Annotated in this window: 23 protein-coding genes; 11 read left to right on the forward strand and 12 right to left on the reverse strand. The window is 53.7% G+C overall.

What is annotated here, in order from left to right:
* The first annotated feature begins 51 nt into the window (after nucleotides 1-51).
* On the forward strand, nucleotides 52-807 hold the full coding sequence (locus tag TW80_RS03510) for a hypothetical protein (RefSeq protein ID WP_045995943.1): 756 nt from the start codon (nucleotides 52-54) through the stop codon (nucleotides 805-807).
* Between the two features lie 126 nt (nucleotides 808-933).
* Nucleotides 934-3792, forward strand: a complete 2859-nt coding sequence (uvrA, locus tag TW80_RS03515) for an excinuclease ABC subunit UvrA (RefSeq protein WP_045995944.1) — start codon at nucleotides 934-936, stop codon at nucleotides 3790-3792.
* Between the two features lie 4 nt (nucleotides 3793-3796).
* Here uvrA and mmsB read toward each other — a convergent pair whose 3' ends face one another.
* Together mmsB and TW80_RS03525 are read right to left on the reverse strand one after the other, a co-directional pair.
* On the reverse strand, nucleotides 3797-4666 hold the full coding sequence (mmsB, locus tag TW80_RS03520; RefSeq protein ID WP_045995945.1) for a 3-hydroxyisobutyrate dehydrogenase: 870 nt from the start codon (nucleotides 4664-4666) through the stop codon (nucleotides 3797-3799).
* A 32-nt stretch (nucleotides 4667-4698) separates the two neighbouring features.
* Nucleotides 4699-6198, reverse strand: coding sequence for a CoA-acylating methylmalonate-semialdehyde dehydrogenase (locus TW80_RS03525; protein ID WP_045995946.1), 1500 nt, complete (start codon nucleotides 6196-6198; stop codon nucleotides 4699-4701).
* Nucleotides 6199-6293: 95 nt separating this feature from the next.
* On the opposite strand from TW80_RS03525, the gene TW80_RS03530 reads away from it, so the two are divergent.
* The 4 genes from TW80_RS03530 to TW80_RS03545 all read left to right on the forward strand — a co-directional run bounded on the left by TW80_RS03530 (nucleotide 6294) and on the right by TW80_RS03545 (nucleotide 8996).
* A complete protein-coding gene (locus TW80_RS03530) occupies nucleotides 6294-7205 on the forward strand; it encodes a LysR family transcriptional regulator (protein ID WP_045996991.1) in 912 nt (303 codons plus the stop codon).
* Nucleotides 7206-7233: 28 nt separating this feature from the next.
* Nucleotides 7234-7668, forward strand: coding sequence for a CBS domain-containing protein (locus TW80_RS03535; protein WP_045995947.1), 435 nt, complete (start codon nucleotides 7234-7236; stop codon nucleotides 7666-7668).
* Between the two features lie 66 nt (nucleotides 7669-7734).
* Entirely contained in the window at nucleotides 7735-8229 is a 495-nt protein-coding gene (coaD, locus tag TW80_RS03540) for a pantetheine-phosphate adenylyltransferase (RefSeq protein WP_045995948.1), read from the forward strand.
* A gap of 8 nt (nucleotides 8230-8237) precedes the next feature.
* Complete coding sequence (locus TW80_RS03545; protein WP_162197150.1) at nucleotides 8238-8996, forward strand: alpha/beta hydrolase family protein; 759 nt, start codon at nucleotides 8238-8240, stop codon at nucleotides 8994-8996.
* On the opposite strand, the gene TW80_RS03550 is transcribed toward TW80_RS03545, so the two are convergent.
* The 4 genes from TW80_RS03550 to gap (TW80_RS03560) form a co-directional block, all read right to left on the reverse strand.
* Nucleotides 8977-10932, reverse strand: coding sequence for an acyltransferase family protein (locus TW80_RS03550; RefSeq protein WP_045995950.1), 1956 nt, complete (start codon nucleotides 10930-10932; stop codon nucleotides 8977-8979). The two genes, TW80_RS03545 and TW80_RS03550, sit on opposite strands and share 20 nt — an antisense overlap.
* A gap of 191 nt (nucleotides 10933-11123) precedes the next feature.
* Nucleotides 11124-12125 carry a type I glyceraldehyde-3-phosphate dehydrogenase gene (gene gap, locus TW80_RS03555; protein ID WP_045995951.1) on the reverse strand — a complete coding sequence of 334 codons (1002 nt, stop codon included), beginning with the start codon at nucleotides 12123-12125 and terminating at the stop codon, nucleotides 11124-11126.
* Between the two features lie 74 nt (nucleotides 12126-12199).
* Nucleotides 12200-12343, reverse strand: coding sequence for a hypothetical protein (locus TW80_RS17995; protein ID WP_157033201.1), 144 nt, complete (start codon nucleotides 12341-12343; stop codon nucleotides 12200-12202).
* A gap of 113 nt (nucleotides 12344-12456) precedes the next feature.
* A complete protein-coding gene (gap, locus tag TW80_RS03560; protein WP_045995952.1) occupies nucleotides 12457-13458 on the reverse strand; it encodes a type I glyceraldehyde-3-phosphate dehydrogenase in 1002 nt (333 codons plus the stop codon).
* Nucleotides 13459-13653: 195 nt separating this feature from the next.
* Between gap (TW80_RS03560) and TW80_RS03565 the strand changes: the two genes are divergently transcribed.
* Nucleotides 13654-14598 (forward strand): DUF808 domain-containing protein, encoded by a 945-nt coding sequence (locus TW80_RS03565; RefSeq protein ID WP_045995953.1) that lies wholly within the window; start codon nucleotides 13654-13656, stop codon nucleotides 14596-14598.
* A gap of 44 nt (nucleotides 14599-14642) precedes the next feature.
* On the opposite strand, the gene tkt is transcribed toward TW80_RS03565, so the two are convergent.
* Nucleotides 14643-16661, reverse strand: a complete 2019-nt coding sequence (gene tkt, locus TW80_RS03570; protein ID WP_045995954.1) for a transketolase — start codon at nucleotides 16659-16661, stop codon at nucleotides 14643-14645.
* 283 nt (nucleotides 16662-16944) lie between these two features.
* On the opposite strand from tkt, the gene TW80_RS03575 reads away from it, so the two are divergent.
* Nucleotides 16945-17412, forward strand: coding sequence for a hypothetical protein (locus TW80_RS03575; protein WP_045995955.1), 468 nt, complete (start codon nucleotides 16945-16947; stop codon nucleotides 17410-17412).
* On the forward strand, nucleotides 17399-17788 hold the full coding sequence (locus TW80_RS03580; RefSeq protein ID WP_045995956.1) for a cell division protein ZapA: 390 nt from the start codon (nucleotides 17399-17401) through the stop codon (nucleotides 17786-17788). The genes TW80_RS03575 and TW80_RS03580 overlap by 14 nt, the downstream gene beginning before the upstream one ends.
* Before the next feature lie 56 nt (nucleotides 17789-17844).
* On the opposite strand, the gene TW80_RS18000 is transcribed toward TW80_RS03580, so the two are convergent.
* From TW80_RS18000 to TW80_RS03605, 5 genes are all read right to left on the reverse strand, one after another.
* On the reverse strand, nucleotides 17845-17991 hold the full coding sequence (locus tag TW80_RS18000; RefSeq protein WP_157033202.1) for a hypothetical protein: 147 nt from the start codon (nucleotides 17989-17991) through the stop codon (nucleotides 17845-17847).
* Nucleotides 17991-18350: a Grx4 family monothiol glutaredoxin gene (gene grxD, locus TW80_RS03585; RefSeq protein ID WP_045995957.1), complete on the reverse strand. Its 360-nt coding sequence runs from the start codon at nucleotides 18348-18350 to the stop codon at nucleotides 17991-17993. The genes TW80_RS18000 and grxD overlap by 1 nt, the downstream gene beginning before the upstream one ends.
* A 325-nt stretch (nucleotides 18351-18675) precedes the next feature.
* A complete protein-coding gene (locus TW80_RS03595; protein WP_045995959.1) occupies nucleotides 18676-18912 on the reverse strand; it encodes a BolA family protein in 237 nt (78 codons plus the stop codon).
* Between the two features lie 94 nt (nucleotides 18913-19006).
* A complete protein-coding gene (gene purL, locus TW80_RS03600) occupies nucleotides 19007-21166 on the reverse strand; it encodes a phosphoribosylformylglycinamidine synthase subunit PurL (protein ID WP_045996992.1) in 2160 nt (719 codons plus the stop codon).
* 459 nt (nucleotides 21167-21625) lie between these two features.
* Nucleotides 21626-22540 carry a LysR family transcriptional regulator gene (locus tag TW80_RS03605; RefSeq protein ID WP_045995960.1) on the reverse strand — a complete coding sequence of 305 codons (915 nt, stop codon included), beginning with the start codon at nucleotides 22538-22540 and terminating at the stop codon, nucleotides 21626-21628.
* Nucleotides 22541-22825: 285 nt separating this feature from the next.
* Here TW80_RS03605 and TW80_RS03610 point away from each other — a divergent pair, with 285 nt between their 5' ends.
* Nucleotides 22826-23734: a lysophospholipid acyltransferase family protein gene (locus TW80_RS03610; protein ID WP_045995961.1), complete on the forward strand. Its 909-nt coding sequence runs from the start codon at nucleotides 22826-22828 to the stop codon at nucleotides 23732-23734.
* Entirely contained in the window at nucleotides 23712-24524 is an 813-nt protein-coding gene (locus TW80_RS03615) for a glutamate racemase (RefSeq protein ID WP_045995962.1), read from the forward strand. Before TW80_RS03610 ends, TW80_RS03615 begins: the two co-directional genes overlap by 23 nt.
* Nucleotides 24525-24543 lie beyond the last annotated feature (19 nt).

Genomic DNA, 24543 nt, shown 5'->3' on the forward strand with positions numbered 1-24543 from the left:
ATTATGAACATCATATTTCATAATGTTTAACCTGTGTTTGGGAGGTTAAAGATGAATGTGGTGTCCTTGCGTGTTTTCGCGCGTACGTTGAATATCGTCAGTATGTTGGTTGTTGCGGCTGTCGCTGCAGTGGTTGTGCTGTACACCTTTGCTTGTGCGTTAGGCTTTGCGCCGTGGCTGCAGTTAACTTTGAACTTTGGCGGTCAAGATTATGTTAATGCGGGACAGTTTGTGCAGATTTTCTCTGCAGTGGCGCTTGTTTTGTTCGCATCGTTTTTGCCCGCCGCCTGGCGGGTCACCACGCTTGAAGCGCATCACCGCCAGTTTCATCTAAAAATGGAGGATGTCGCGCAGGCTTATTACTATTGCCATGCCGCAGACCGCTCGGGTGTTTTTAAAATGAAGTCTGAATTTGATGCGGTTCGCGAGCGACTGGTCTATCTGCGCGATCATCCGGATCTTAGCATGCTCGAAGCGGATGTGTTGGAAATTGCCGCTCAGATGTCGCAGCAGGCCAAGGATTTGGCTGCGACCTATTCAGACGAAAAGGTCGGCCGGGCCAAGACTTTCCTGCGTCAGCGGCAACAAGAAGTCGCGCAGCAAAAAGAACGAATTTCTGATGCTGTGCAAGATTGCATCGAAATCGAACGATGGGTCGCTGAAATCGACATGGACGAAAGCATGGTCGCCTCGCAGCTTGGTCAACTCGAAGAGCGCTTGATTGCCGCAACGCAAAAGCTTGGGCTGAACTTGGGTAGTGACGGTAGCAATGTCTATCCGATTAAGCCACGTACAGTCGCTGAATAGTAGCTAACGCAGCTTCAACTGGCAGCTTTGTGCTGGGAATGTGATGTTCCTGTAACGTTCTCACTTTTTGGTTGGATAGTTTGCCGGTCTCCACTATTTGTTAAGTGAACTTCCCGTGGGGGCCTTATGGCAGAGCTGAAGAATATCGAAGTACGCGGTGCGCGCGAACATAACCTAAAGAACATTGACGTAGATATTCCGCGCGACCAATTGGTCGTGATCACTGGGCTGTCTGGCTCGGGGAAATCGTCTTTGGCGTTTGACACGATCTACGCCGAAGGTCAGCGCCGCTATGTCGAAAGCCTTTCTGCATATGCGCGTCAGTTCCTTGATATGATGGAAAAGCCCGATGTTGATCACATCAGTGGCCTGTCGCCAGCGATTTCAATCGAACAAAAGACTACGTCCAAGAACCCGCGTTCAACCGTCGGAACGATCACCGAGATTTACGACTACTTGCGTTTGCTCTTTGCGCGGGCAGGGACGCCGTTTAGCCCGGCAACGGGTCTACCGATCGAGGCACAGCAAGTCCAAGACATGGTGGATCGCGTGATGGCTCTCGAAGAGGGGACGCGCGGCTATCTGCTCGCTCCGATTATTCGGGATCGCAAGGGCGAATATCGCAAGGAATTCATTGAACTACGTAAGCAGGGTTTTCAACGTGTCAAAGTTGATGGCGAGTTTTACGAACTGGACGAACCTCCGACGCTAGATAAGAAATACCGCCACAACATCGACGTTGTTGTGGATCGGATTGTCGTGCGCGATGGGATCGAAACCCGATTGGCTGATAGTTTTCGGACGGCGCTGGACCTCGCTGATGGGATCAGCGTTTTGGAAACCGCCCCCCGCGAAGGTGAGCCGGAGCGGATCACATTCTCAGAGAATTTTGCCTGCCCTGAATCGGGGTTCACTATCCCTGAAATCGAACCACGCCTGTTTTCGTTTAACGCGCCGTTTGGGGCTTGCCCGAGCTGTGATGGTCTGGGGGTTGAGCTGTTCTTTGACGCCGCCCTTTGTGTGCCTGACGTTACGCTTAAGGTTGCCGATGGCGCGATTGCGCCTTGGCGTAAGGGGAAATCCCCTTATTTCTTGCAAACCATTGAAGCGATCGCAAAGCACTATGGTTTCAACAAGAACGCCCGTTGGAAGGACCTAGACCCCAAAGTACAGAACGTCTTTCTCTATGGTTCTGGGAAGGAAGAGATCAAATTCCGCTATGATGAGGGCGGGCGCGTCTATCAGGTCGAGCGTGTATTCGAAGGGGTCATCCCAAATATGGAACGCCGCTATCGCGAGACCGACAGCAATTGGATTCGTGAGGATTTTGAGCAGTACCAGAACAATCGTCCGTGTGGCACCTGTGGCGGCTACCGCCTGCGACAAGAAGCGCTGGCCGTTAAAATCGGCGGACTGCACGCGGGGCAAGTGGTGCAGATGTCAATCAAAGAGGCATATGATTGGTGTTTAGCTGTTCCAGATCAATTGACCGTACAAAAGAACGAAATTGCACGTGCGATTCTCAAGGAGATTCGCGAGCGTCTTGGGTTTCTCAATAACGTTGGCTTGGAATATCTGACGCTGGCGCGCAACTCGGGCACTTTGTCCGGTGGTGAAAGCCAGCGTATCCGGCTTGCCTCGCAGATCGGGTCCGGTTTGCAGGGGGTGCTGTATGTGCTGGATGAGCCATCGATTGGTTTGCATCAGCGGGATAATGACCGATTGTTGACGACCCTTAAAAACCTGCGCGATCAAGGGAACACGGTGATCGTTGTCGAACACGACGAAGAGGCTATTCGCGAGGCGGACTATGTCTTTGATATCGGTCCGGGGGCTGGCGTGCATGGCGGTCAAGTCGTGGCCAAAGGAACACCAGCCGAAATCATGGCGAATGAGGCCTCGATTACTGGTCAGTATCTGACGGGCACACGCGAAATCGCAATTCCGGCAAAGCGCCGCAAAGGCAATAAAAAGAAGCTGACCGTGGTCAAGGCGACGGGAAACAACCTGCAGAACGTGACCGTTGATTTTCCTCTGGGCAAGTTTTTGTGCGTTACGGGCGTGTCGGGGGGCGGTAAATCGACCCTGACCATCGAAACCTTGTTCAAGAATGCCTCGCAGAAGCTGAACGGATCGCGCCAAACGCCGGCGCCATGTGAAACGATTAAGGGATTTGAACATCTCGACAAGGTGATCGACATCGATCAGCGCCCGATTGGTCGGACCCCGCGTTCTAACCCCGCGACCTACACGGGGGCCTTTACCCCCATTCGCGAATGGTTTGCCGGGATGCCAGAGGCCAAAGCGCGTGGTTACAAACCCGGTCGCTTCTCTTTCAATGTCAAAGGCGGACGTTGCGAGGCCTGTCAGGGCGATGGCGTGATCAAGATCGAAATGCACTTTTTGCCAGATGTCTATGTTACCTGCGAAACCTGCAAAGGGGCGAGATACAACCGCGAAACCCTAGAAATCAAATTTAAGGGGAAATCCATCGCGGATGTTTTGGATATGACGGTGGAGGATGCGCAGGAATTCTTTAGCGCTGTCCCATCAATTCGGTCCAAAATGGATGCGCTGATGCGCGTCGGGCTGGGGTATATCAAGGTGGGCCAGCAGGCCACGACCCTGTCCGGAGGTGAGGCGCAGCGCGTAAAGCTATCTAAAGAGCTGGCGCGCCAGTCCACGGGACGCACGCTCTATATTCTTGATGAGCCGACAACAGGTCTGCATTTTGAGGATGTACGCAAGTTGCTTGAGGTGTTGCACGAATTGGTTGATCAGGGCAATTCGGTGGTTGTGATTGAACACAATCTCGATGTGATCAAAACCGCTGACCACATCATTGATATCGGCCCAGAGGGCGGCGATGGCGGCGGGCGCGTGGTTGCGTCCGGCACCCCGGAAAAGGTTGCCGAAGTAGCAGAAAGCCACACGGGCCGCTATCTGAAAGAGATGCTTGCGCAGGGGCGTGTCGCGGCGGAATGACGGATTACGTGCTGCGAGTACGCTCTGCAAAGCGGGGCAGCATCGCTGAAAAATCTTTGCCGCGACCGTCTTCGTCTTGGACAAACTTTGCATAGAGATCACGCGCAGCTTTACCCATCGGCGTGTCAGCGTCTGCTGCCGTTGCCGCCATCTGTGAAAGGTTGAGATCCTTGAGCATTAGCTCGGCTGCAAAGCCCGGTTTGTAGTTGTTGTCGGCGGGGCTTTGCGGGCCGATGCCGGGGGCGGGGCAATAGCTGTTCATAGACCAGCTTGACCCGCTTGAGGTGCTGACAACATCGAACATGGCTTTACGATCCAGCCCGAGTTTATCGGCCAGCGCAAATGCCTCGCAGGTCGCGATCATGGTCACGCCCAAGATCATGTTATTACATATTTTAGCTGCCTGACCGCTGCCGGACGGCCCGCAATGTACTGCCCGTTGTCCCATGATATCAAAGAGGGGGCTGACGGTGGCAAAGCTATCGCTGTCAGCGCCCACCATAAAGGTGAGCGTTCCGGCACTTGCCCCGCCTATTCCGCCAGAGACCGGTGCATCAATGGCACGAATGCCGTGGCCGCGCGCTGATTGGGCGACATCCTTGGCGCTATCCACATCGACGGTGGAGCAATCCAAATGGATCGCGCCAGATTTCATGGCTGGGTGAATTTCAGCGGTGACGTTTCGTAGAATTTCGCCGTTCGGCAGCATGGTTATGACAACGTCTGCATCATTTGCAGCCATCGTCGCGCTATGCGCGGCAGGGATACCGTCAGGGATTCCAACTGGATCAAATCCAATCACCTCATGTAATTTGGCAAGATTTGTAGCCATGGGTGCCCCCATGTTTCCCAATCCAATAAAGCCAATTTTCATGTCCTGTCCTCCCTGACGTATCTTTGGTGGTTTTACTCCATCGGTTTGAAGTTAAACTCACCACCTTCTTTGATGCCAGAGGGCCAACGCGATGTGACGGTCTTGGTCCGGGTGTAGAATTTGAACGCATCTGGGCCATGTTGGTTTAGATCGCCAAAGGCAGATTTTTTCCAGCCGCCGAACGTGTGATAGGCGAGCGGCACAGGGATCGGCACATTGATACCGACCATGCCGATGTTGATCCGGTTCGCAAAGTCGCGTGCGGCATCACCGTCACGGGTAAAGATCGCTGTGCCATTGCCGTATTCGTGATCCATGGCAAGGCCAATTGCCTCTTCGTAGGATTGCGCGCGAACGCACGACAACACCGGGCCAAAGATTTCTTTTTTGTAGATGTCCATGTCCGGCGTAACACGGTCGAACAGATGTGGACCGACAAAGAAACCGTCCTCGTAGCCTTGCAGGGCAAAGTCCCGGCCATCCACAACGAGCTCTGCACCTTGGGCAATACCAGTTTCAATCAGCCCAAGGATATTTTGCTTGGCTGCGGCTGTGACCACGGGGCCGTAGTCAACGTCATTGCCACCCGTGTAAGGTCCAACCTTGAGCTTTTCGATCCGTGGAACCAGCTTTTCGATCAGGCGATCTGCGGTTTGTTCACCAACGGGCACAGCGACTGAGATCGCCATGCAACGTTCGCCCGCAGCCCCGTATCCTGCGCCAATGAGCGCGTCGGCCGCTTGATCCATATCGGCGTCAGGCATGATGATCATGTGGTTTTTGGCGCCGCCAAAGCATTGCACGCGCTTACCGTTCGCACATCCACGACCATAGATATATTCAGCAATTGGCGTTGAGCCAACAAAGCCGACTGATTGGATCACTTCGTGATCAAGAATCGCGTCCACGGCCTCTTTGTCGCCGTTCACGACCTGCAAAATCCCTTTGGGAAGGCCTGCTTCTTCCATTAATTCGGCTAGCATCAATGGAACGGACGGGTCACGTTCGGACGGTTTCAGGATGAACGCATTGCCACAGACGATCGCAGGGGCGAACATCCACATTGGGATCATGGCCGGAAAGTTGAACGGAGTGATGCCCGCCGTTACGCCCAGTGCTTGCTTCATGGAATACATGTCGATGCCAGGACCAGCCGAGTCGGTGAATTCACCCTTTAGCATCTGCGGGGCGCCGATGCAGTATTCCACAACCTCAAGCCCGCGCTGCACATCGCCAGCGGCATCTGGTAGGGTCTTACCGTGTTCGCGTGAAAGAGCCTCGGCGAGTTTATCCATATCGCGGTTCAGCAGGCTGACGAATTTCATCATGACGCGCGCGCGTCGTTGCGGGTTAACCGCGGCCCATGCTGGCTGTGCCTTTGCCGCGCATTCGACGGCGTGGGCCAATTCATCCGCGCTTGCCAGTGGAACCTTTGCTTGCACTTCGCCTGTCGCGGGGTTGTAGACGTCGGTAAAGCGGCCTGACGTGCCTTTGACATGCGCGCCGTTGATATAATGGGTCAGTTCTTGCATCGGATCCTCCAATTGTTGGGGAACTATAGGCTTGCGTTTTTCGGTGTAAAAGAAGGAATATACCAAAACTATTTTGCAAAAATGTAGGTATGCAAATGGAAAACTGGGATGACATCCGGGTGTTTTTGGCAGTTGCCCGCGCCGAAAGCCTGTCAGGCGCAGCGCCCGGCCTCAAAATGGACCCGGCCACGCTGAGCCGGCGGATCAATCGGCTCGAGCAGTCTCTGGGCGCAGTTTTGTTCGTAAAATCCCCCAAAGGGTACACATTGACCGACCTCGGAGAGCGGATGCGTGACCGTGCCGCTGCCGCCGAAGCCGAGCTTGCGTTGGTTCGCGATGAAGGGCAGGGCGCGTCGCCGCTCTTGACTGGGCAAATCCGCATTGGCGCACCAGACGGTGCCGCGAATTTTCTGCTACCTCAGGTTTGCGCAGCGTTGCAGGCGGAAAACCCAGAGCTTGAAATCCAGATATTGGCGTTGCCAAGGGTGGTGAACCTATCCCATCGCGAGGCAGATATGGCGATAACGGTCAGCCCACCCGCAACGGGGAAACTGTCGGTGCGTCGGATTACCGATTACAAATTGCACCTAGCAGCACGGCATGACGGCCCTGCGATACGCAGTATTGCAGATCTGCAGGGGCGTGCGGTGGTTGGCTATATCCCAGACATGATTTTTGACAAAGAGCTTGATTATTTGGGTGATCTGGGCGCGCGAGGTGTGCAGCTAGCGTCAAATTCCGTTGCTGTCCAACTGCAGATGATCCGCCAAGCGGGTATAGGAATTGTTCACGATTTCGCGCTAGCTTTCGCTCCAGAGTTGCGGCGGGTGTTAGTGGATGAGGTTTCGCTAACCCGGTCGTTTTACCTAGTGCGGCATATGTCTGATAGGCAGTCTGATCGTCTGAACCGTATCTCAAATGCCATAATAAAAGGCATTCAGGCAGAGGTCGAGCGGTTGGAACTGATCGCAAGCTTGACAGGCGGCACAGCGATTTGGGAGCATTGACTCCCGCAACCTTAGCAAGGAGTAGGCGATGATTGTTTCCCAAATTCTTAAGACAAAGAATAGTACTGGTGTGATTTCAGTCCGCCCAAGCGATCCTGTCGCAACGGCTGTAAAAGTTTTGTCGGAAAAACGTATCGGGACAGTGGTGGTCTCGGCGGATGGGCAAACCCTTGATGGGATTTTATCTGAGCGTGACATCGTACGCGAAATGGGCAAACGTGGCGCTGCCTGCCTGTCTGATCGCGTGGGCGAGATGATGACAGCAAAACTGGTGACATGTAGCCCGACCGATACCGCTGACACGGTACTCGAGATGATGACCTCTGGCCGTTTCCGCCACCTTCCTGTGATGGATGATGGCGCGATGATCGGGCTGATTTCGATCGGAGACGTTGTCAAAGCGCGCCTATCTGAGCTGTCGATGGAGAAAGATGCGCTCGAAGGTATGATTATGGGGCATTAGTGCCCTTGCAATCCCGCGCGTAATATTGTTGCGTGCGCGCAGCTGTGTAAACGAACGAGGTGCGCCATGCGTGTAGGACTTTATCCCGGTACATTTGACCCGGTGACGCATGGGCATATCGATATCATTCGCCGTGGTTGTTCACTTGTTGATCGTTTGGTCATTGGCGTTGCAATCAATCGCGACAAGGGGCCGATGTTCTCGCTCGAAGAGCGGGTCGCCATGGTCGAGAAAGAATGCGTGCCGCTTGGCAAAGAGCGGGGCTGCGAAATCGTCGTGCATCCGTTTGAGAACCTGCTGATTGATTGCGCGCATGATGTTGGCGCTGGTGTAATTATTCGTGGTTTGCGGGCTGTCGCGGATTTTGAGTATGAATTTCAAATGGTTGGCATGAACCGCGCAATGGATGACAGTATCGAAACGGTGTTCTTGATGGCGGACGCAAAAAATCAGGCGATTGCGTCAAAGCTGGTAAAGGAAATCGCGCGTTTGGGGGGCGATGTGTCGAAGTTCGTGACCCCAGCAGTGGAAACCGCGCTCAAGGCACGCCTTTCAAAGTGATCCTGAAAATGGCTGCGGGTATTTATCTGCTGTATGCGCTGATCATGATATTCGCGCATCCGTTATTTATTTATCCTTTTGGTGCAGATCGATTTGACGCGCCCGCGTTTGAGAAAGTTATCCTCTCAGAGCCGCAAACACACTTGCAGTTTTCATCCGGCGATTCCGATGCTCCAGCAGTCTTGTACTTTATGGGCAACGGTGGGGCGTTAGCCTATTTTCAACCGAGCTTGCGCGTGCATACCGATGCTGGACGGACTGTCGCTGCTGTCGAATATCCGGGTGGTGGGGGCATCCCGGGCACGTCATCAGAGTTGTTACTGCGTGACCAAGCGCTCGCGGCGTTTGATTGGCTGGACACGCAAACCGATAATCCGATTTACGTCCACGGTTATTCACTGGGTACAGGATTGGCGCAATACGTTGCTGCGCACCGGACTGTTGAGGGTGTGATTCTTGTCGCGCCCTATGCGCGGATGTGTGATCTGATGACGGCGGCTTCTTGGTTGCCCGCGTGTTATCTGCCGGGCGTTCAGAAATGGGATTCGCTGGCGCTATCGGACCAAATCAGCGCACCTGTCTTGATCCTGCACGGCGCAAAAGATCAGCTCATCCCAATCGAAAATGGCGCGCGTTTGGCTGATAGGCTGCAACAAGAAGGCGTTGAGGTCACTTTCCAGACCTTAGCAAATGGAAACCATCACAATATGGCGAGTCAGCCAGAGTTTTCACGCTTGATTGCAGATTTTATTGACCCGCACGACTAAGGTGACTGATTGCATTTCGCAAATTGCTGTCTCCTTCAATCATACGTTTGACTGCCTCGACCGCTCCCGCGGGCGACCAATGTGCGTAGTCGATGACGAAAGGTTCGTTTTCAACGGTAAGGGAAGGGCAGTATATGTCGCACAACTGCTCTATAGACGAATGATATGTAGTGCTTGGTCCCGTAAGATGTGCACTAAACCAGAGGTCTAAAGAACGTTCTGTTTCAAATAATTGGATCGGGTAGAAGTGTGTTACTTCATCTATTGTCTTGCTCTGCATAATTGCGATGTCGAGTGTTGGGTTGAAACGTGGTCGTGGTCCCCAAACATGGAGAGGAACATTCGCAGGTACGAACCTATGAAGATTGTTCACAAGGCGTGTGAGGATCTCTGGATCAGGGCGGGACACGCCGCCGCTTTTACGTGTGATAAGCGATGCACCGCTTTGCCCATATATGATGAACGCGATCCGATCTTGGTTTTGCAGCATCCAGTCTCGCCAAAACGTGAAGAAAGGTGTGCAAAAGCCCGCGACCTCGATGTCTTTTCCGAGATGGCAGCCATTTCCGGTCAATTGAACGATGGCAAGGTTTGGGTATAGGCTTTGAATTCCCATGTAGATATCCGCCGCGTGGCTATCACCAAGAACGACCACGAATTTTTCCGCTTCTAGGGGCTGGCAGCGTTGAAAGTCGGTGAAATAGGAGTCATTTGTTGCCGTCGTCGCGTTGCAGGTCCAATCCCTGACACCATCGTGCCGCTCGATCTCTGCTATCTCTAGCGAATGCGCAAGGTTCATAATTTCATCGGGAATGCGTTTAGGGAAGCCACCCTGCCAGATGATCAAGCTACTGAGTACGGTGGCCGTCACTGCGGATCCTGATACGAACGATGTTCGAATTTTGCCTGTCGTTTGGCGTTGCGGAAACCGCTTCAGTCTGAGGGGACTTTCGATGAACTGATAAATCGTTGCGGCAAGTACTATGTTGATTGCAAGTAGCAGTAAGATATCGGTTGTCTCTTCCGGTCGCCCAGCCGTGAGACCGTAGAATACTTGGACTGGCCAATGTATCAAATACAGTGAATAGCTAATTTTGCCGATATACTTGATTGGTGGCAATGAAAGTGCACGGTTCATTCCGGATGTGGGGCCCGCATAGATGAGCAAAGCCACCGCAACACAAGGGAGTAGCGCGGAGAAGCCCGGGAAATTCATCTCTGGATTGAATTGTGATGCGGCATAGAAAATAAGCGCTATTGCGGCAAAGGAACAGACTTCTGAGACAATCTTGGAGGGCGATTTGAGCTGACTAACCGCAAGGCCAGCACCTAACGTAAATTCGAACACTCTAAAGGGTGTCAGGTAGAATGCGGCGCTTGCATCGTACGACAGCATTTTCTGGCTAACCAGTAAGCTGGATACAAATAAAAACGTGAGGATGGCGAGCACCCACTTTGTGCGTGCACTTCGGTAAATCGCGACGAAAAAGACCGGCCAGAGCAAATAAAACTGCGCCTCTACTCCCAGCGACCACGTGTGCAACAAGGGCTTTTGGCTAGCGATTGTATCGAAGTATCCGGTATTCCACCAAAAATAGACATTGCTGGCGGAAAACAGTGCTGCAAGCGAAGCAAAGGCAGTTTCAGTGTAAAGCCCAGGAGGGAGTACGAACCAACCCGCGATTAGCGTAATCACGATTGTCGCTAGAAGTGCGGGCGCAAGCCTGAAAATACGTCGGACAAAGAACTCTCGTAAACGAAACCGTTGTTGACGCAAATCGTCTGCGATCAGTCCAGTTATCAAATAACCGCTAATTACGAAAAAAATGTCTACACCGATAAACCCGCCAGCGACATTCGGTAGCTCTGCGTGAAAAAACAGAATGAGCACCACAGCAAGTGCGCGAATACCGTCGACATCATTCCTGTAGTTCAAATCAATTACCTAGCATAAAAATTATTCCGTTGATGCCTAGCAGCTCCATGCTGTTTCGGCAATCTGAGGTGTATAATCTCTACAGTGCTTGCACGTATACGCCGATATCGCTTTATGAGTGGTTGTGTATATTGGGCATAAAAACGCTAAACGCCGGCACTAGGCCGGCGTTTTGTTGGATTCTATTGGGATTAAATGAGTTTTCCCATAGCGACGGCTGTGTCGCTCATCCGGTTGGAGAAACCCCATTCGTTATCGTACCACGTCAGGATGCGAACCATGTTGCCGTCGAGCACTTTGGTTTGATCCAAGTGGAAGATAGAAGAATGCGGGTCGTGGTTGAAGTCTGAGCTGACCATTGGCAGGTCTGTGTAGCCCAAGATACCCTTAAGCGGGCCATCTGCGGCGGCGATGATTGCTGCGTTTACTTCTTCAACCGTTGTTGCGCGTGTCGCTTCAAAAGTAAGGTCAACGACTGACACGTTCGGTGTAGGGACGCGGATTGCGACGCCGTCCAGCTTGCCATTGAGTTCGGGCAGAACCAGACCAACGGCTTTTGCCGCGCCGGTTGATGTCGGGATCATTGACAGCGCCGCAGCACGTGCGCGGTACAGATCCTTGTGCATTGTATCCAGCGTTGGTTGGTCGCCAGTGTAGCTGTGGATTGTCGTCATGAAGCCTTTGGTGATGCCGATGGCGTCGTTCAGAACCTTGGCGACAGGGGATAGGCAGTTGGTCGTACAGGACGCATTGGATACGACAATGTCGTCAGCCGTCAGCATGTCATCATTCACGCCAAAGACGATGGTTTTGTCTGCGTCTTTGCCCGGTGCAGAGATCAAAACACGGTTGGAACCATTGTCGAGGTGCGCTTGGCACGCTTCTTTGCTGGTGAAGATGCCTGTGCATTCCATCACCACGTCGATGTCAGACCAGGGCAAGTCGGCAGGATTACGGATCGCTGTCACACGGATTGGACCACGGCCTACATCAATGCTGTTTTCAGTGGTTGTGACCTCGGCAGGAAAGCGGCCGTGCACAGAATCAAAGCGTAGCAGGTGGGCGTTTGTCTCAACCGGTCCTAGATCGTTGATCGCAACAACCTCGATATCAGTGCGTCCGCTTTCGACGATCGCACGCAAAACGTTGCGGCCGATGCGGCCAAATCCATTAATTGCGACTTTTACGGCCATAGCATTCTCTCCTAGAGCATAACTGTTGGCGCTAACATTGCGATTTATCAGAAAAGGTCAACCGTTGATCGGCCCTAGCGCCAGATTGCAATATAGTCGATGAGATCTAAAAGTTTGCGAAACCAGAATGTAACCACGCCCCATTCCAGTACAAAATGATCAAGCGCAATAAAGCCCATGATCAAAATCGCCAGAATGAATGCAATGGTATTTGTCATAGCTTCTGTCTAGCTTGCTTCGTTGAAAAACGTAAGCGTGGTTTCGCCGGATGGACCAAAGCCCATCCTAGAGACAGAGTTAAACCTAGTAGGTTGCTAATGCGTAAAACCGATTAGTTTAACCGGCCCATGGTTGCTGCGACGTCGGCCATCCGCGCAGAGAAGCCCCATTCGTTGTCGTACCAAGCGAGGACGCGCACTGTTTTACCGCCGACAACTTTGGTTTGGTCTGGCGCGAAAATGCTGCTTTGCGTGGTGTGGTTAAAGTCGATGCTGACTTTGGCCTCTTCGTCATATGCCATCACCATGCCCATGTAGCCGTTCGCGGCCTCGGCGACGATCGCGTTCACATCTTCGACGGATACCGATTTGCCCGCCTCAAAGGTTAGGTCAACGGCGCTGACGTTCGGGGTAGGGACACGCATGGCCGTCCCGTCCAGTTTGCCTGAGAGTTCTGGCAGAACCTCGCCCAAGGCCTTGGCCGCGCCAGTTGATGTTGGAATCATCGCCATCGCCGCCGCACGTGCGCGGTATAGGTCGGCATGGCGGCGATCCAATGTGGGCTGGTCGCCGGTGTAGCTGTGGATCGTGGTCATGATACCACGCTCAATTCCAATCGCGTCGTTCAGTACCTTAGCAAGCGGGGCAAGGCAGTTTGTCGTGCATGACCCGTTGGAAACCATGTTCTCAGAGGTCTGCAAATCGCGGTGGTTCACACCATAGACCACAGTTCGGTCGACGTTGCGCGCAGGGGCTGAGATCAGAACCTTTTTCGCACCGCGCTCTAGGTGAACTTTGGATTTGTCGCCGTCATTGAATTTGCCTGTGCATTCCAAAACGACATCGACGCCCGACCAGTCCAGCTCTTCTGGGTTGTAGGTCGACATGACATCAATCGGGCCGCGACCCAGATCAAGCGTATTGTCCTTGACGGTGATCGGGCTACCAAAGCGCCCATGCACGCTGTCGTATTTCAGCAAATGTGCATTTGTCTCAATTGATCCGGTTGCGTTGATCTTTACGACCTGCACATCGTTGCGCGCTGCTTCGGCGATATGTGCAAGTGTGCAGCGGCCGATCCGCCCAAATCCGTTGATCCCAATCGTGACTGTCATGCGCTTGGCTCCATTTCGCGGTGTTAATTTCCCATAGGCAATCACGACCTTGGCGAAAAGGATAAAGTTACATATATTCAGTGTGTTAGCGTTAACTTTTGATGGTTGCGCTAACTGTTTTCGCTAACGCGTGGTGACTTGGCGCGTGACACAGTTGCGTTAGAGTAATCAACGAATCAATTTGGTGGATCAGAGATGAGTGGACTTCTTGCCCTTTTGGATGATGTGGCTGCAATCGCAAAGGTCGCGGCGGCATCTGTTGATGATGTCATAGGGCAAGCGACCAAGGCGGGTGCACAGGCTGCCGGTGCCGTGATCGATGATGCGGCCGTCACGCCCAAATATGTGCATGGGTTTTCCCCTGATCGTGAACTGCCCATCGTTGGTCGGATAGCGATGGGTTCAATCAAGAACAAACTTGTCTTTCTTCTACCGGCGGCTTTGCTCTTGTCCGCCTTTGCCGCTTGGCTAATTCCGATCTTGCTGATGATCGGTGGGGCCTATTTGTGTTTCGAAGGGGCCGAGAAAATAGCGCATAGTTTTGGCAGTCATTCCCATGATGAAGTCGACGGCGATCCTGCCCACCTCGAAGAGGAAAAGGTTCAAGGAGCGATCAAGACCGATTTTATCCTGTCCGCCGAGATCATGACGATTGCTCTCGCGGCCACACAAACGCCGAGCATTTGGATGCAGGCCATGATCTTGTTCGTGGTGGCGATTGGGATCACCGGGCTCGTGTATGGCGCAGTGGCTGTTATCGTAAAGGCCGATGACCTTGGCCTTGCCATGGCGCGGCGCGGCCGGTTCGGAGCGACCCGCGCTATTGGGCGTGCGCTGGTGCAAGCCATGCCGGGGTTCTTGGTGATCCTCACGTGGGTCGGTACGGCGGCGATGTTATGGGTCGGTGGATCAATCATCGTGCATGGCCTCGAGGAAATTGGTTTCCCGTGGCTTGGGCATCATATTCACGAAATTGCTGAGGCAGTGGCCCACCGAGTTCCCGAGTCGTTTACTGGCGCAACCAAATGGGTCACGACAGCGGGGATTGACGGATTACTTGGGCTGGGACTGGGGATCGTTTTGATCCCGATTAGCAAGGCAATCTTTGTTCCGCTGTGGAACAAAATCGTACATCGCTAATTTGAGGTGGCTCAGCCCGCGTAGGGCAGGCTGAGCCAAAGTTGTTACTTGATCAATGATTTGACTGTTGCCGCGGTGTTTTCTGCGGTGATGCCAAATTCAGTGAACAGGCGATCAGCAGGGGCGGATGCGCCAAAGCCGGGCATGCCGACAAAGCCTGCCTTTTTGTTGTTGCCGCGCTCGCCAAGCAACCATTTGTCCCATCCGAGACGTACGCCTGCTTCGATGGCGACGCGCACTGGACCTGCCGGCAGAACACGTTTGCGGTAGGCTTCGTCTTGGACTTCGAACAGTTCCCAGCATGGCATTGAGACAACGCGTGTTCCGATGCCTTCCGCTTCGAGCAATTCACGGGCGCCGAGGGCGACTTCGACCTCAGAACCCGTCGCGAGCAAGATAGCCTGACGTTTGCCGGTGGCTTCGGCCAAAACATACGCGCCCTGAGCGGTCAGGTTTTTGGTCTTATGTTCGGTACGAACAGTTGGCAGACCCTGACGTGACAGGCATAGCACGGATGGCGTGCTTTGTGATGTCAGCGCCATTTCCCAGGCTTCTGCAGTTTCGACCGTATCAGCAGGGCGGAACACATGGGTGTTTGGCGTCGCGCGCAACATCGCGAGGTGCTCAACCGGCTGGTGGGTTGGGCCATCTTCGCCAAGGCCGATGCTGTCGTGTGTCATGACATAAGTTGCGGGCACGCCCATCAAAGCGGACAGGCGCATCGCACCACGCGCATAGTCAGTAAAGCACATGAACGTACCACCGTAGGGCCGTGCGCCGCCGTGCAGTGCCATACCGTTCATCGCTGCGGCCATGCCATGCTCGCGGATGCCATAGTAGACATAGCGCCCTTTGCGGTTTTCTGGATTAAAGACACCCAGATCGGCCGTTTTGGTGTTGTTGGAGCCTGTCAAATCAGCGGAGCCGCCGATTGTTTCGCCCATGATTGGGTTCACAACGTCCAACGTCATTTCCGAAGACTTACGTGTCGCGACTTTGGGCTGTGTTTCGCTGATTTGCTTTTTCAACGCGCGAATAGCTGAGGACAGCTTTTTGGGCGCTTCGCCCGCGTAGGCGCGGTTAAATTCAGCCTGCTTCGTCGCAGACAGAGTGGCAAACCGGGCTTCCCAATCTGCACGTGTTTGCGCACCACGGGCGCCGATTGCTTCCCATTGTGCTTTTACATCGGCTGCGACCTCGAATGCGCCTGCTGGTGCGCCGTAAAGCTCTTTGGTGGCTTTGAGCTGCTCTGCATCTGTCAGCGCGCCGTGACCTTTTGACGTGTCTTGGGCGGCGTGACCCAGCGCGATGTGGGTTTTACAGGCGATCATAGATGGGCGCGGATCAGCCTTGGCAGCTGTGATCGCGGCATCAATGGCTTGTGGGTCGTGGCCGTCGATGGATTGGACATGCCAACCAGAGGCGGCAAAACGGGCAGGTTGGTCGGTAATATCAGCGATATCGACGGTGCCGTCGATTGTGATGTTGTTATCATCCCACAGCACGATCAGGTTGCTCAGCTTTTGCATGCCAGCAAGGCCGATGGCTTCTTGGCTGACGCCTTCCATGAGGCAGCCGTCACCAGCAATCACATAGGTGTGGTGATCGATAATCTTTTTGCCCCATGTTGCACGCTGAATTTCTTCGGCAATGGCAAAACCAACTGAATTCGCAATCCCTTGACCCAGTGGGCCAGTGGTCGTTTCGATCCCACGGGCGTGACCGTATTCTGGGTGACCAGCGGTTTTCGCGCCCCACTGACGGAAATCTTTGAGTTGCTGAAGCGTGATGTCTTCGTAACCCGTCAGATACATCAGGGAATACAGCAGCATAGAGCCGTGACCCGCAGATAGGATGAAACGGTCACGGTCAGGCCATGCCGGGGCCTTGGGGTCGAACTTGAGGTGCTTCTCAAACAGTACAGTCGCAACATCTGCCATACCCATCGGCATGCCAGAGTGGCCAGAGTTTGCAGCCGCAACTGCGTCAAGCGTCAATGTGCGGATTGCAGCAGCTTTGTTCCAATGTTCAGGGTTGGCTGTTCGCAGGGCTTTGATATCCAAGGTGGTCCCGTCCTATTCCAGAAGTGAATACTTGCTCGTCAGCGTCATATCAGGGTGGCCCTCAAGATCAAGCACGACGGTTAAGCTATTCAATTTCCACGACGGCTGTGATTTGCCGCGACTTGCCTGATCGCATACTCTGCGGAACAAGAGGCACGATTCGGCGGGATGAAATAGGACTGGATGCGAAATTCAGCGCCAGCGGGATCAATTCAACAGTTGGCAGGCGTAGGCCTCGGCGCAGTTTTGGCTGGGGGCGCGTTTGCGTCAAAAGGACGAGCGGATGAGTGATATTAGTACCTTAGAGGGGCGAATAACGGCGGCGTTGGACCGGATTCGACGTGGGATCGAGACGCAAGGCGTGGGCGAAGCGGATGCCGAATTGCAGATCGCGCTCAAGAATGAACGTGCTACCAATGCTGAGTTGGTAGAGCGTGTGCGCGGTTTGAAGGAACGCCAAGACACCCAAGTCGCGAGCCTGACCGAGCGCGTTGAAAAGCAACGTGCGCAACTTGCCGCTTATGACGCCCAGCTACAGACATTGCGTTCGTCCAATGCACAATTGCGCGAATTGAATACCAAATTGCGTGACGCTGTGACGCAAGGGCTGTCACCTGAACTGATCAACGAGGCCGTCGCGGCCGAGCTACAGGCGCTGCAAGATCAGCGTAGCGCCGAAGCAACTGAAATTGATGCTATTCTGTCTGAACTCAAACCCTTGGTAGAGGAGACCCCACATGCCGCAGGTTGAGATTAGTATCGGTGGCCGTAGCTTTGAGGTCGCTTGCCAAGAGGGCGAAGAACAATTCTTGCGATCGGCGGCGGCATTGTTGGATGGCGAGGCATCGCATTTGTCCGAGCAGATGGGCCGTATGCCTGAGGCACGAATGCTGTTGATGGCAGGGCTTATGCTTGCGGACAAAACTGTCGGTATGGATAGCAAGCTGTCCAAGGCACAGACTGAAGTCGAAGCGCTCCGCAAAGAGTTGAAAGATTTGCGGTCCCAACCTGCACCTACGCCTGAACGGATTGAGGTGCCTGTTGTACCTGCCTCCGTCACAGAGGCTCTCGCCGAAATTGCAGCGCGGGCAGAGGCGCTGGCGGATCAAGTCGACACGCAAGAGTAGGGCGCTGTGAATTTGGCACCCAATTGGGTGCCGATCCCTTTCAGGCGAGAGGTGCTTTAGTCGCTGTCTTTACGCTCGGTCGTAGTGTCGTCAGAGGTAAGATCGCGAAACGAACGCAGGATTGAACGACCCAGATAAAAGGCGGCATAGATCATGCCGCCAATAAGCAATAACTGCCAGAGCAATATGCCCTCAATCTGCATTAAGCGTTTGCTTCGCGGATCTTGTCTGCGGCTTCTTTGTCGAATGCGACGCCATTAGTTTCAAACAGCGCATCTAGCTCTCCGGACAAGGTCATTTCTGTTACGATGTCGCAGCCGCCAATGAACTCGCCCTTCACATAAAGCTGTGGGATCGTTGGCCAGTCAGAGTAGTCTTTAATGCCTTGACGGATTTCGTCATCGGCCAGAACATTCACGTCGGCAAAATCCACCCCCATAAAGTTCAGAACCCCTGCAACGCGCGAGGAAAACCCGCATTGTGGCATGGATTTTGTGCCCTTCATGAAAAGCACAACGTCATTGCTGGTGACGGTTTCTTTGATTTGGTTTTCGGCGGTCATGATTTGTCCTTTTTGTATGCTCGGCTTGGTACAAAGCCGCGGGCATGTTTTTGGGGGTCTCGCGTGTGGCGCTGAACGTGCGTGACAGCGTTTCCACTCTCGAAGTTCAATAGGGCAACATTTAGAGTGTCGCCTTGTCCGGGCGTAACGCCGGGCCCATTATGATATCCCCAGAACTTACGGTATTCGTGGCGGATGATAGCATAGACGCCAAGTACCAGTATGATTCCAAAAATAATGGGCAAGGCTGATAGAATTTCCTCAGTTGTAATACAAAGGTAGCCCGGTGTTTCCGGATCACAATTGTTTGGAGGGTTTTCCATGTCTATTCAGGTGCCTTGGTTGTCAGCGCCAGCGCATGCAGTTCGCCATTGTTACCGTCCATCTTGCCTTTTAGGGCAGCGTAGACAGCGCGTTGCTGTTGAACGCGGTTCTTCCCGCGAAAGCTCTCGTCGATAACTTCGGCTGCGAAATGTGCCCCGTCGTCGCCTTGGACGTTAATCGTGGCGTCTGGAAAGCTCTCTCTGAGGAGCGTTTCAATTTCGTTGGCTGTGATTGGCATGCACTGTCCTTTGGTCCTTTAGATATAATCTAGGCGTGCAAAACCGGCGCGGCAAGGGGCCGCACCGGCTTTGGTCTGCGCGATGCTGCTAGGCCTAGGCGACTGCGGCGGCAAAAGACGTTCTAAAGGTTTGGGCGAGCTCGGCGAGCGGTGCGTCGTATTGGCCAAAGCTCACGTTGTCGCCGCCCACTTTGCCAACCATAGCCAAGGGCACGCCAGCCTCGGTCGCGGCGACCATCAGTGCCTCTGCCATGTCAAAGTTACAGCCGATCAGGTAACGTGCTTGATCCTCACCAAAGAGGGTGGGGGTGTCTTCGGCATCAATGCTGATGCCAACGCCTGCCTTTTCAGCCATTTCAAAGGCCGCAAGTGCAAGGCCACCGTCGCTAAGGTCCGTACATGTCGCAATCAGCGCGTGGTTTGCGCGGATAAAGTCGCCGTTCCGCTTTTCTGCGTCTAGATCGACCGTTGGGGCGTCACCTTCGGCGCGACCAAACACTTCGGCAAGCAATGCGGACTGGCCCAGGTGCCCATTGGTTTCACCAACCAAGAGTAAGACATGCCCCTCGCGTAACTCTCCGTTGATCATGTCAGAGGTTTGCTTGATCAGGCCGACTGCACCAATTGTCGGGGTTGGCAAAATGCCTTTACCGTCAGTTTCATTATAAAGCGAAACGTTGCCCGATACGATTGGCATGTCCAAGGCTTTGACAGCTTGGCCGATACCTTGGATTGCACCCACGAATTGGCCCATGATTTCGGGCTTTTCCGGGTTGCCAAAGTTCATGTTGTCGGTGGTCGCAAGAGGCGTCGCACCAACGGCTGTCAGGTTGCGGTAGGCCTCGGCGACGGCTTGTTTGCCGCCCTCAACAGGGTTTGCTTTGACGTAACGGGGGGTCACATCGCTGGTAAATGCAATGGATTTGTCCGTGCCGTGAACGCGCACGATGCCTGAACCTGCACCGGGTGTCCGTGCCGTGTCGCCCATGACCTGCTGGTCGTATTGTTCATAGACCCATTGCTTGCCCGCGTAGTTTGGGCTGCTGATTAGTGCCTTCAGTCCGTCGATGGGTAGCACGCCGGGTACTTCACCGAGTGGTTCTGCTGCTGGTGTTGGCACCCATGGGCGGTCGTATTCTGGTGCAGAACCTGACAGGGTTGCCAGCGGCAGATCCGCTTTGACCTCGCCATTGTGCAGAACAAGGAAACGGTCCTCGGCAATGGTTTCACCGACGATCGCAAAATCAAGGTCCCATTTCTCAAAGACCGCACGCGCTTCGGCTTCCAACTCTGGTTTGAGAACCATCAGCATACGTTCTTGGGATTCGGAAAGCATCATTTCGTATGCGGTCATGTTTTCTTCGCGCTGGGGCACGTTTTCGAGATTAAGCTTTACGCCCAATCCACCTTTGTCGCCCATTTCCACAGCCGAACAAGTCAGACCCGCGGCGCCCATATCTTGGATCGAAATCACAGCGCCGGTTGCCATCAGCTCTAGCGTGGCTTCCATCAGGCGTTTTTCGGTGAACGGATCGCCAACTTGAACCGTTGGGCGCTTTTCTTCGATTGTGTCGTCGAATTCCGCAGATGCCATTGTCGCACCGCCAACGCCGTCACGACCGGTTTTTGCACCTAGGTAAACCACCGGCATTCCGACCCCAGAGGCGGCAGAATAAAAGATCTTGTCGGCGTCAGCCAATCCGGCAGCGAAGGCATTGACCAAACAGTTGCCATTGTACGCCGGATCAAAACGCACTTCACCGCCAACCGTTGGGACGCCAAAGCAGTTGCCATATCCACCAACGCCAGCGACCACACCGTTCACCAACTGACGGGTTTTGGGGTGATCTGGCTCACCAAACGACAAAGAGTTCATTGCCGCAATCGGACGCGCACCCATTGTAAAGACGTCACGCAGAATGCCGCCAACACCGGTGGCCGCGCCTTGATAGGGTTCGATGTAAGAGGGGTGGTTGTGGCTTTCCATTTTGAACACTACCGCCTGACCATCGCCGATATCGACGATGCCAGCGTTTTCGCCGGGGCCGCAAATAACTTGTGGGCCTTCGGTGGGCAGGGTGCGCAGCCATTTCTTGGAAGACTTGTAAGAGCAGTGTTCGTTCCACATGGCCGAAAAGATACCGAGCTCGGTAAAGGTTGGCTCGCGTCCGATAATCTCGAGGATGCGCTCGTACTCGTCAGGCTTTAGCCCGTGTGCGGCGATCAGGTCATCGGTGATCTTTGGTTCGGTCATGGTTGTCTCCCAAGCAGCGTTGCGGCCTTTTACGGCCTTGTGGCGCTGGTGGGAAGGGCGAATAGCGTGTGTATTCTTCCAAGTTTTCATTTGTTCAGGCGGATGAAATCCAGCCAGCTGTCGTTGACTTGACGCGAGCGCAAAAAAAATGCCGGGCACAGGGCCCGGCGAAGTCCAACAGGGAGGTAAAAACGATGAGCGCGTAAGCATCATCGCTTTCATTGGTCGAGATAGGGTCCATAAATTCAGCAATCAAGAAAAATACTAAAAAATAAACGCAACCCCGATATGCAACTGATGCATAGCTAAAGGTGGGAATTGCGCCTTTCCCTTGATCTCATTTGTTTAATTTATACTAGCGGACGCGAATTAAGTATAAAATTTGCCAGCCAAATATTCGGAAATATGTGTGAATTGCTATGCGCTTAACTCAATGATCCTGCGGGCTTTGTCTTTAGATTAGCTTTCGCCGGTTTCCGCTGCTTCACGCATATGGCGCCGATGGGCGAAAATTTCGTCTTGGACAAAGTCGCGGAACGCGCTGATCCGTTTGGATTGCCGCAGCTCTTCTGGATAGGCAAGGAACACGGGGACTTCACCGCTTTCCAGGTCAGGAAGAATGCGCACCATGTGCGGGAAGTCTTCGATCAAGTAATCGGGCAGAACACCAACGCCGAGGTTATTCACGACGCCTTGAAGCACGCCAAAGTAGTTGTTCACCGTAAATAGGCTGTGCACATCATAGGTCATGAGGTGCTGCACCAATGTTGCGCCCGCGCTGACTTGGGTCGAATTTAGGCTTTGGCAGATCAGGCGGTGGTTGGTGATATCCTCAACATCGTTAATCATGCCGTGTTTAGCGAGGTATTCCTCGGATGCATAAAGCCGCATGCGCACTGACATCAGCCGCTTGCGGATCAGGTCTGCCTGCGACGGTTCTTTCATGCGGATGGCGACGTCTGCTTCGCGCATGGGAAGATCAAGCACCCGCTCTTCAAGCATTAGGTCGATTTTGAGGTCAGGGTATTTTTCATATAGCTTTGGTAGCCGCGGCGCGAGCCAAAGCGTGCCGAACCCTGTCGTTGTCGTCACGCGCAATTCGCCAAAGACTTCTTCTTCGCTGTCTTTGATCCTAGCGGCGGCAGCTTCGAGGCGTTTGTTCATGGATTTTGTGGCGTCGAACAGCAGCTCGCCCTGTTCGGTCAAAATCAGTCCGCGCGCGTGGCGGTGGAACAATGTTGTGTTTAACGATTCTTCAAGCGCGCGGATTTGGCGGCTGACCGCAGATTGCGACAGATGGAGTGTATCGCCGGCGTGGGTGAGTGACCCTGCGTCGGCGACCGCATGAAAAATTCGTAGTTTGTCCCAGTCCATATTTGCCACTTTGGTTATTGTTATTGGTGGTTCGCCGTTCTTTCTACGCTATTGCACTAAACGGTTGCAAACCCGTTAGCGCATTATTGTGTTCATTGTTTGAAGCTCGGGCATTGCGCCATTGAATTGAGCGGTTTCATGCGCAGCCAGGATCTGAATTGACCAATCCAGAGGCAATTGATGTGCGATGTCGTCTGTGAAAATCCGCGATCGGTGATTTTTGTCATTTGCCTGTTGCCTGCTTGTGGTAGTTTAGAGGTCAACGACGACAGCAGGCCAAAGTCTATGCCACAAAAAGAACGCGAAGTCGCACGCGACATTTCCTATGCGACCTCAGTCAAGGGGCGTGGAAGCCGTGCGCTGGTGCGCGTTATGGAAAATGCGACTGGGCGGCTTAAGCTGATCCGCAAGGCCCGTGGGTATGATTTGGACGTTGCTGCCGGTGGTGATTTTTGGGACGTCATCCCCAATCGTTATGGTCTAGAACTGGATGTCATTGCTGGCGCTCTCGAGAATATTCCCGAAACTGGCCCCGTAATTGTCGTCGCGAACCATCCATATGGCATTCTGGATGGCCTGATGCTGGGACAGATCATGTCAAAACGCCGCTGCGGCGATTTTCGTGTGTTGGCACATCGGGTTTTTCGGCGCTCGCCAGATCTTGAACGCGTAATCCTGCCGATCTCATTCGATGAGACCAAAGAAGCGGCGAAGCTGAACCTTAATACCCGCGCAGAGGCGGTGCGCTATTTGTGCGATGGTGGCGCAATTGGCGTGTTTCCGGGTGGGACGGTATCGACCTCGGCCACCCCATTCTCTGCGCCAATGGACCCGAGTTGGCGCACGTTTACGGCAAAAATGATTGCAAAATCTGGTGCCACCGTGGTTCCGGTTTTCTTTGAAGGTGGGAACAGCCGCATATTCCAGCTTGCCAGTCATTTGCATAACAATTTGCGCATGGGTCTTCTTATTCGTGAGTTCAAGGCGCGGGTGAACAAACCCGTGCGAATTGTCATTGGTGACCCAATTACCGCCGATGTGCTTGAGCTGTTCAAAAAAGACGCAAAAGGATGCATGGATTTCCTGCGCAAAGCCACGTATGACCTTAGCCCAAGCCCGATAGACTCAAGTCGATTGGGGCACGAATTTGAGGCGAAATACAAGGTGCGTAATGGCCGTCGGGATTTTCGATAGTGGGCTAGGTGGGCTGACAGTCTTGGATGCTGTCGCAAAGCGATTGCCTGATGTTCCTCTGGTGTACTTGGGGGACAGTGCACATGCGCCTTATGGCGTGCGGACCCCTGACGATATTTATGATCTAACAACCAAAGCAACAGATCGGTTGTTTGCGGCTGGGTGTGATCTTGTCATTCTTGCCTGCAACACGGCCTCTGCGGCGGCGCTTCGTCGGATGCAAGAAGGCTGGGTTCCCAAAGATAAACGGGTTTTGGGCGTCTTTGTCCCGATGATTGAGGCGCTTACCGAACGGCAATGGGGTGATAATTCACCCCCGCGTGAGGTCGCGGCGAAACATGTCGCTTTGTTCGCAACGCCCGCAACGGTTGCGAGCCGGGCATTTCAACGCGAGTTGGCGTTTCGCGCCATCGGTGTCGATGTCGAGGCGCAGGCCTGTGGCGGCGTTGTCGATGCAATCGAAGACGGTGATATGATCCTTGCTGATGCATTGGTGCGGTCGCATGTTGACGCGTTGATGCGCAAGATGCCGTCGCCTGATGCTGCGATCCTTGGGTGTACCCATTATCCATTGATGGAAGCAGAGTTTCAGGCAGCGCTTGGTCCTGAGGTTAAGGTCTTTAGCCAAGCCAATCTGGTCGCGGATAGCCTTGCCGATTATTTGGAACGCCGGCCCGAAATGATTGGTCCGGGCAAAGAAAGCGCGTTTTTAACCACGGGTGACCCCAAAAAGGTGTCAGCGCGGGCGACGCAGTTTCTGCGACGACAGATCACCTTTACCGCTGCTTGATCTTACTCCAACATCATCC

The organism is Loktanella sp. S4079 (assembly GCF_000967725.1).
Classification (GTDB): Bacteria; Pseudomonadota; Alphaproteobacteria; order Rhodobacterales; family Rhodobacteraceae; genus Yoonia.

Bases quoted from the DNA above. Each gene is read 5' to 3' on its own strand.
- TW80_RS03535 (WP_045995947.1), top strand. From the start codon at position 7,234: ATGATTGTTTCCCAAATTCTTAAGACAAAGAATAGTACTGGTGTGATT.
- purL (WP_045996992.1), bottom strand. From the start codon at position 21,166: ATGACCGAACCAAAGATCACCGATGACCTGATCGCCGCACACGGGCTA.
- gap (WP_045995952.1), bottom strand. From the start codon at position 13,458: ATGACAGTCACGATTGGGATCAACGGATTTGGGCGGATCGGCCGCTGC.
- TW80_RS03530 (WP_045996991.1), top strand. From the start codon at position 6,294: ATGGAAAACTGGGATGACATCCGGGTGTTTTTGGCAGTTGCCCGCGCC.
- TW80_RS17995 (WP_157033201.1), bottom strand. From the start codon at position 12,343: ATGACAAATACCATTGCATTCATTCTGGCGATTTTGATCATGGGCTTT.
- TW80_RS03565 (WP_045995953.1), top strand. From the start codon at position 13,654: ATGAGTGGACTTCTTGCCCTTTTGGATGATGTGGCTGCAATCGCAAAG.
- TW80_RS03605 (WP_045995960.1), bottom strand. From the start codon at position 22,540: ATGGACTGGGACAAACTACGAATTTTTCATGCGGTCGCCGACGCAGGG.
- TW80_RS03595 (WP_045995959.1), bottom strand. From the start codon at position 18,912: ATGCCAATCACAGCCAACGAAATTGAAACGCTCCTCAGAGAGAGCTTT.
- TW80_RS03575 (WP_045995955.1), top strand. From the start codon at position 16,945: ATGAGTGATATTAGTACCTTAGAGGGGCGAATAACGGCGGCGTTGGAC.
- uvrA (WP_045995944.1), top strand. From the start codon at position 934: ATGGCAGAGCTGAAGAATATCGAAGTACGCGGTGCGCGCGAACATAAC.
- TW80_RS18000 (WP_157033202.1), bottom strand. From the start codon at position 17,991: ATGCAGATTGAGGGCATATTGCTCTGGCAGTTATTGCTTATTGGCGGC.
- TW80_RS03510 (WP_045995943.1), top strand. From the start codon at position 52: ATGAATGTGGTGTCCTTGCGTGTTTTCGCGCGTACGTTGAATATCGTC.
- coaD (WP_045995948.1), top strand. From the start codon at position 7,735: ATGCGTGTAGGACTTTATCCCGGTACATTTGACCCGGTGACGCATGGG.
- TW80_RS03525 (WP_045995946.1), bottom strand. From the start codon at position 6,198: ATGCAAGAACTGACCCATTATATCAACGGCGCGCATGTCAAAGGCACG.
- TW80_RS03615 (WP_045995962.1), top strand. From the start codon at position 23,712: ATGGCCGTCGGGATTTTCGATAGTGGGCTAGGTGGGCTGACAGTCTTG.
- TW80_RS03580 (WP_045995956.1), top strand. From the start codon at position 17,399: ATGCCGCAGGTTGAGATTAGTATCGGTGGCCGTAGCTTTGAGGTCGCT.
- mmsB (WP_045995945.1), bottom strand. From the start codon at position 4,666: ATGAAAATTGGCTTTATTGGATTGGGAAACATGGGGGCACCCATGGCT.
- grxD (WP_045995957.1), bottom strand. From the start codon at position 18,350: ATGACCGCCGAAAACCAAATCAAAGAAACCGTCACCAGCAATGACGTT.
- TW80_RS03545 (WP_162197150.1), top strand. From the start codon at position 8,238: ATGGCTGCGGGTATTTATCTGCTGTATGCGCTGATCATGATATTCGCG.
- gap (WP_045995951.1), bottom strand. From the start codon at position 12,125: ATGGCCGTAAAAGTCGCAATTAATGGATTTGGCCGCATCGGCCGCAAC.
- TW80_RS03610 (WP_045995961.1), top strand. From the start codon at position 22,826: ATGCCACAAAAAGAACGCGAAGTCGCACGCGACATTTCCTATGCGACC.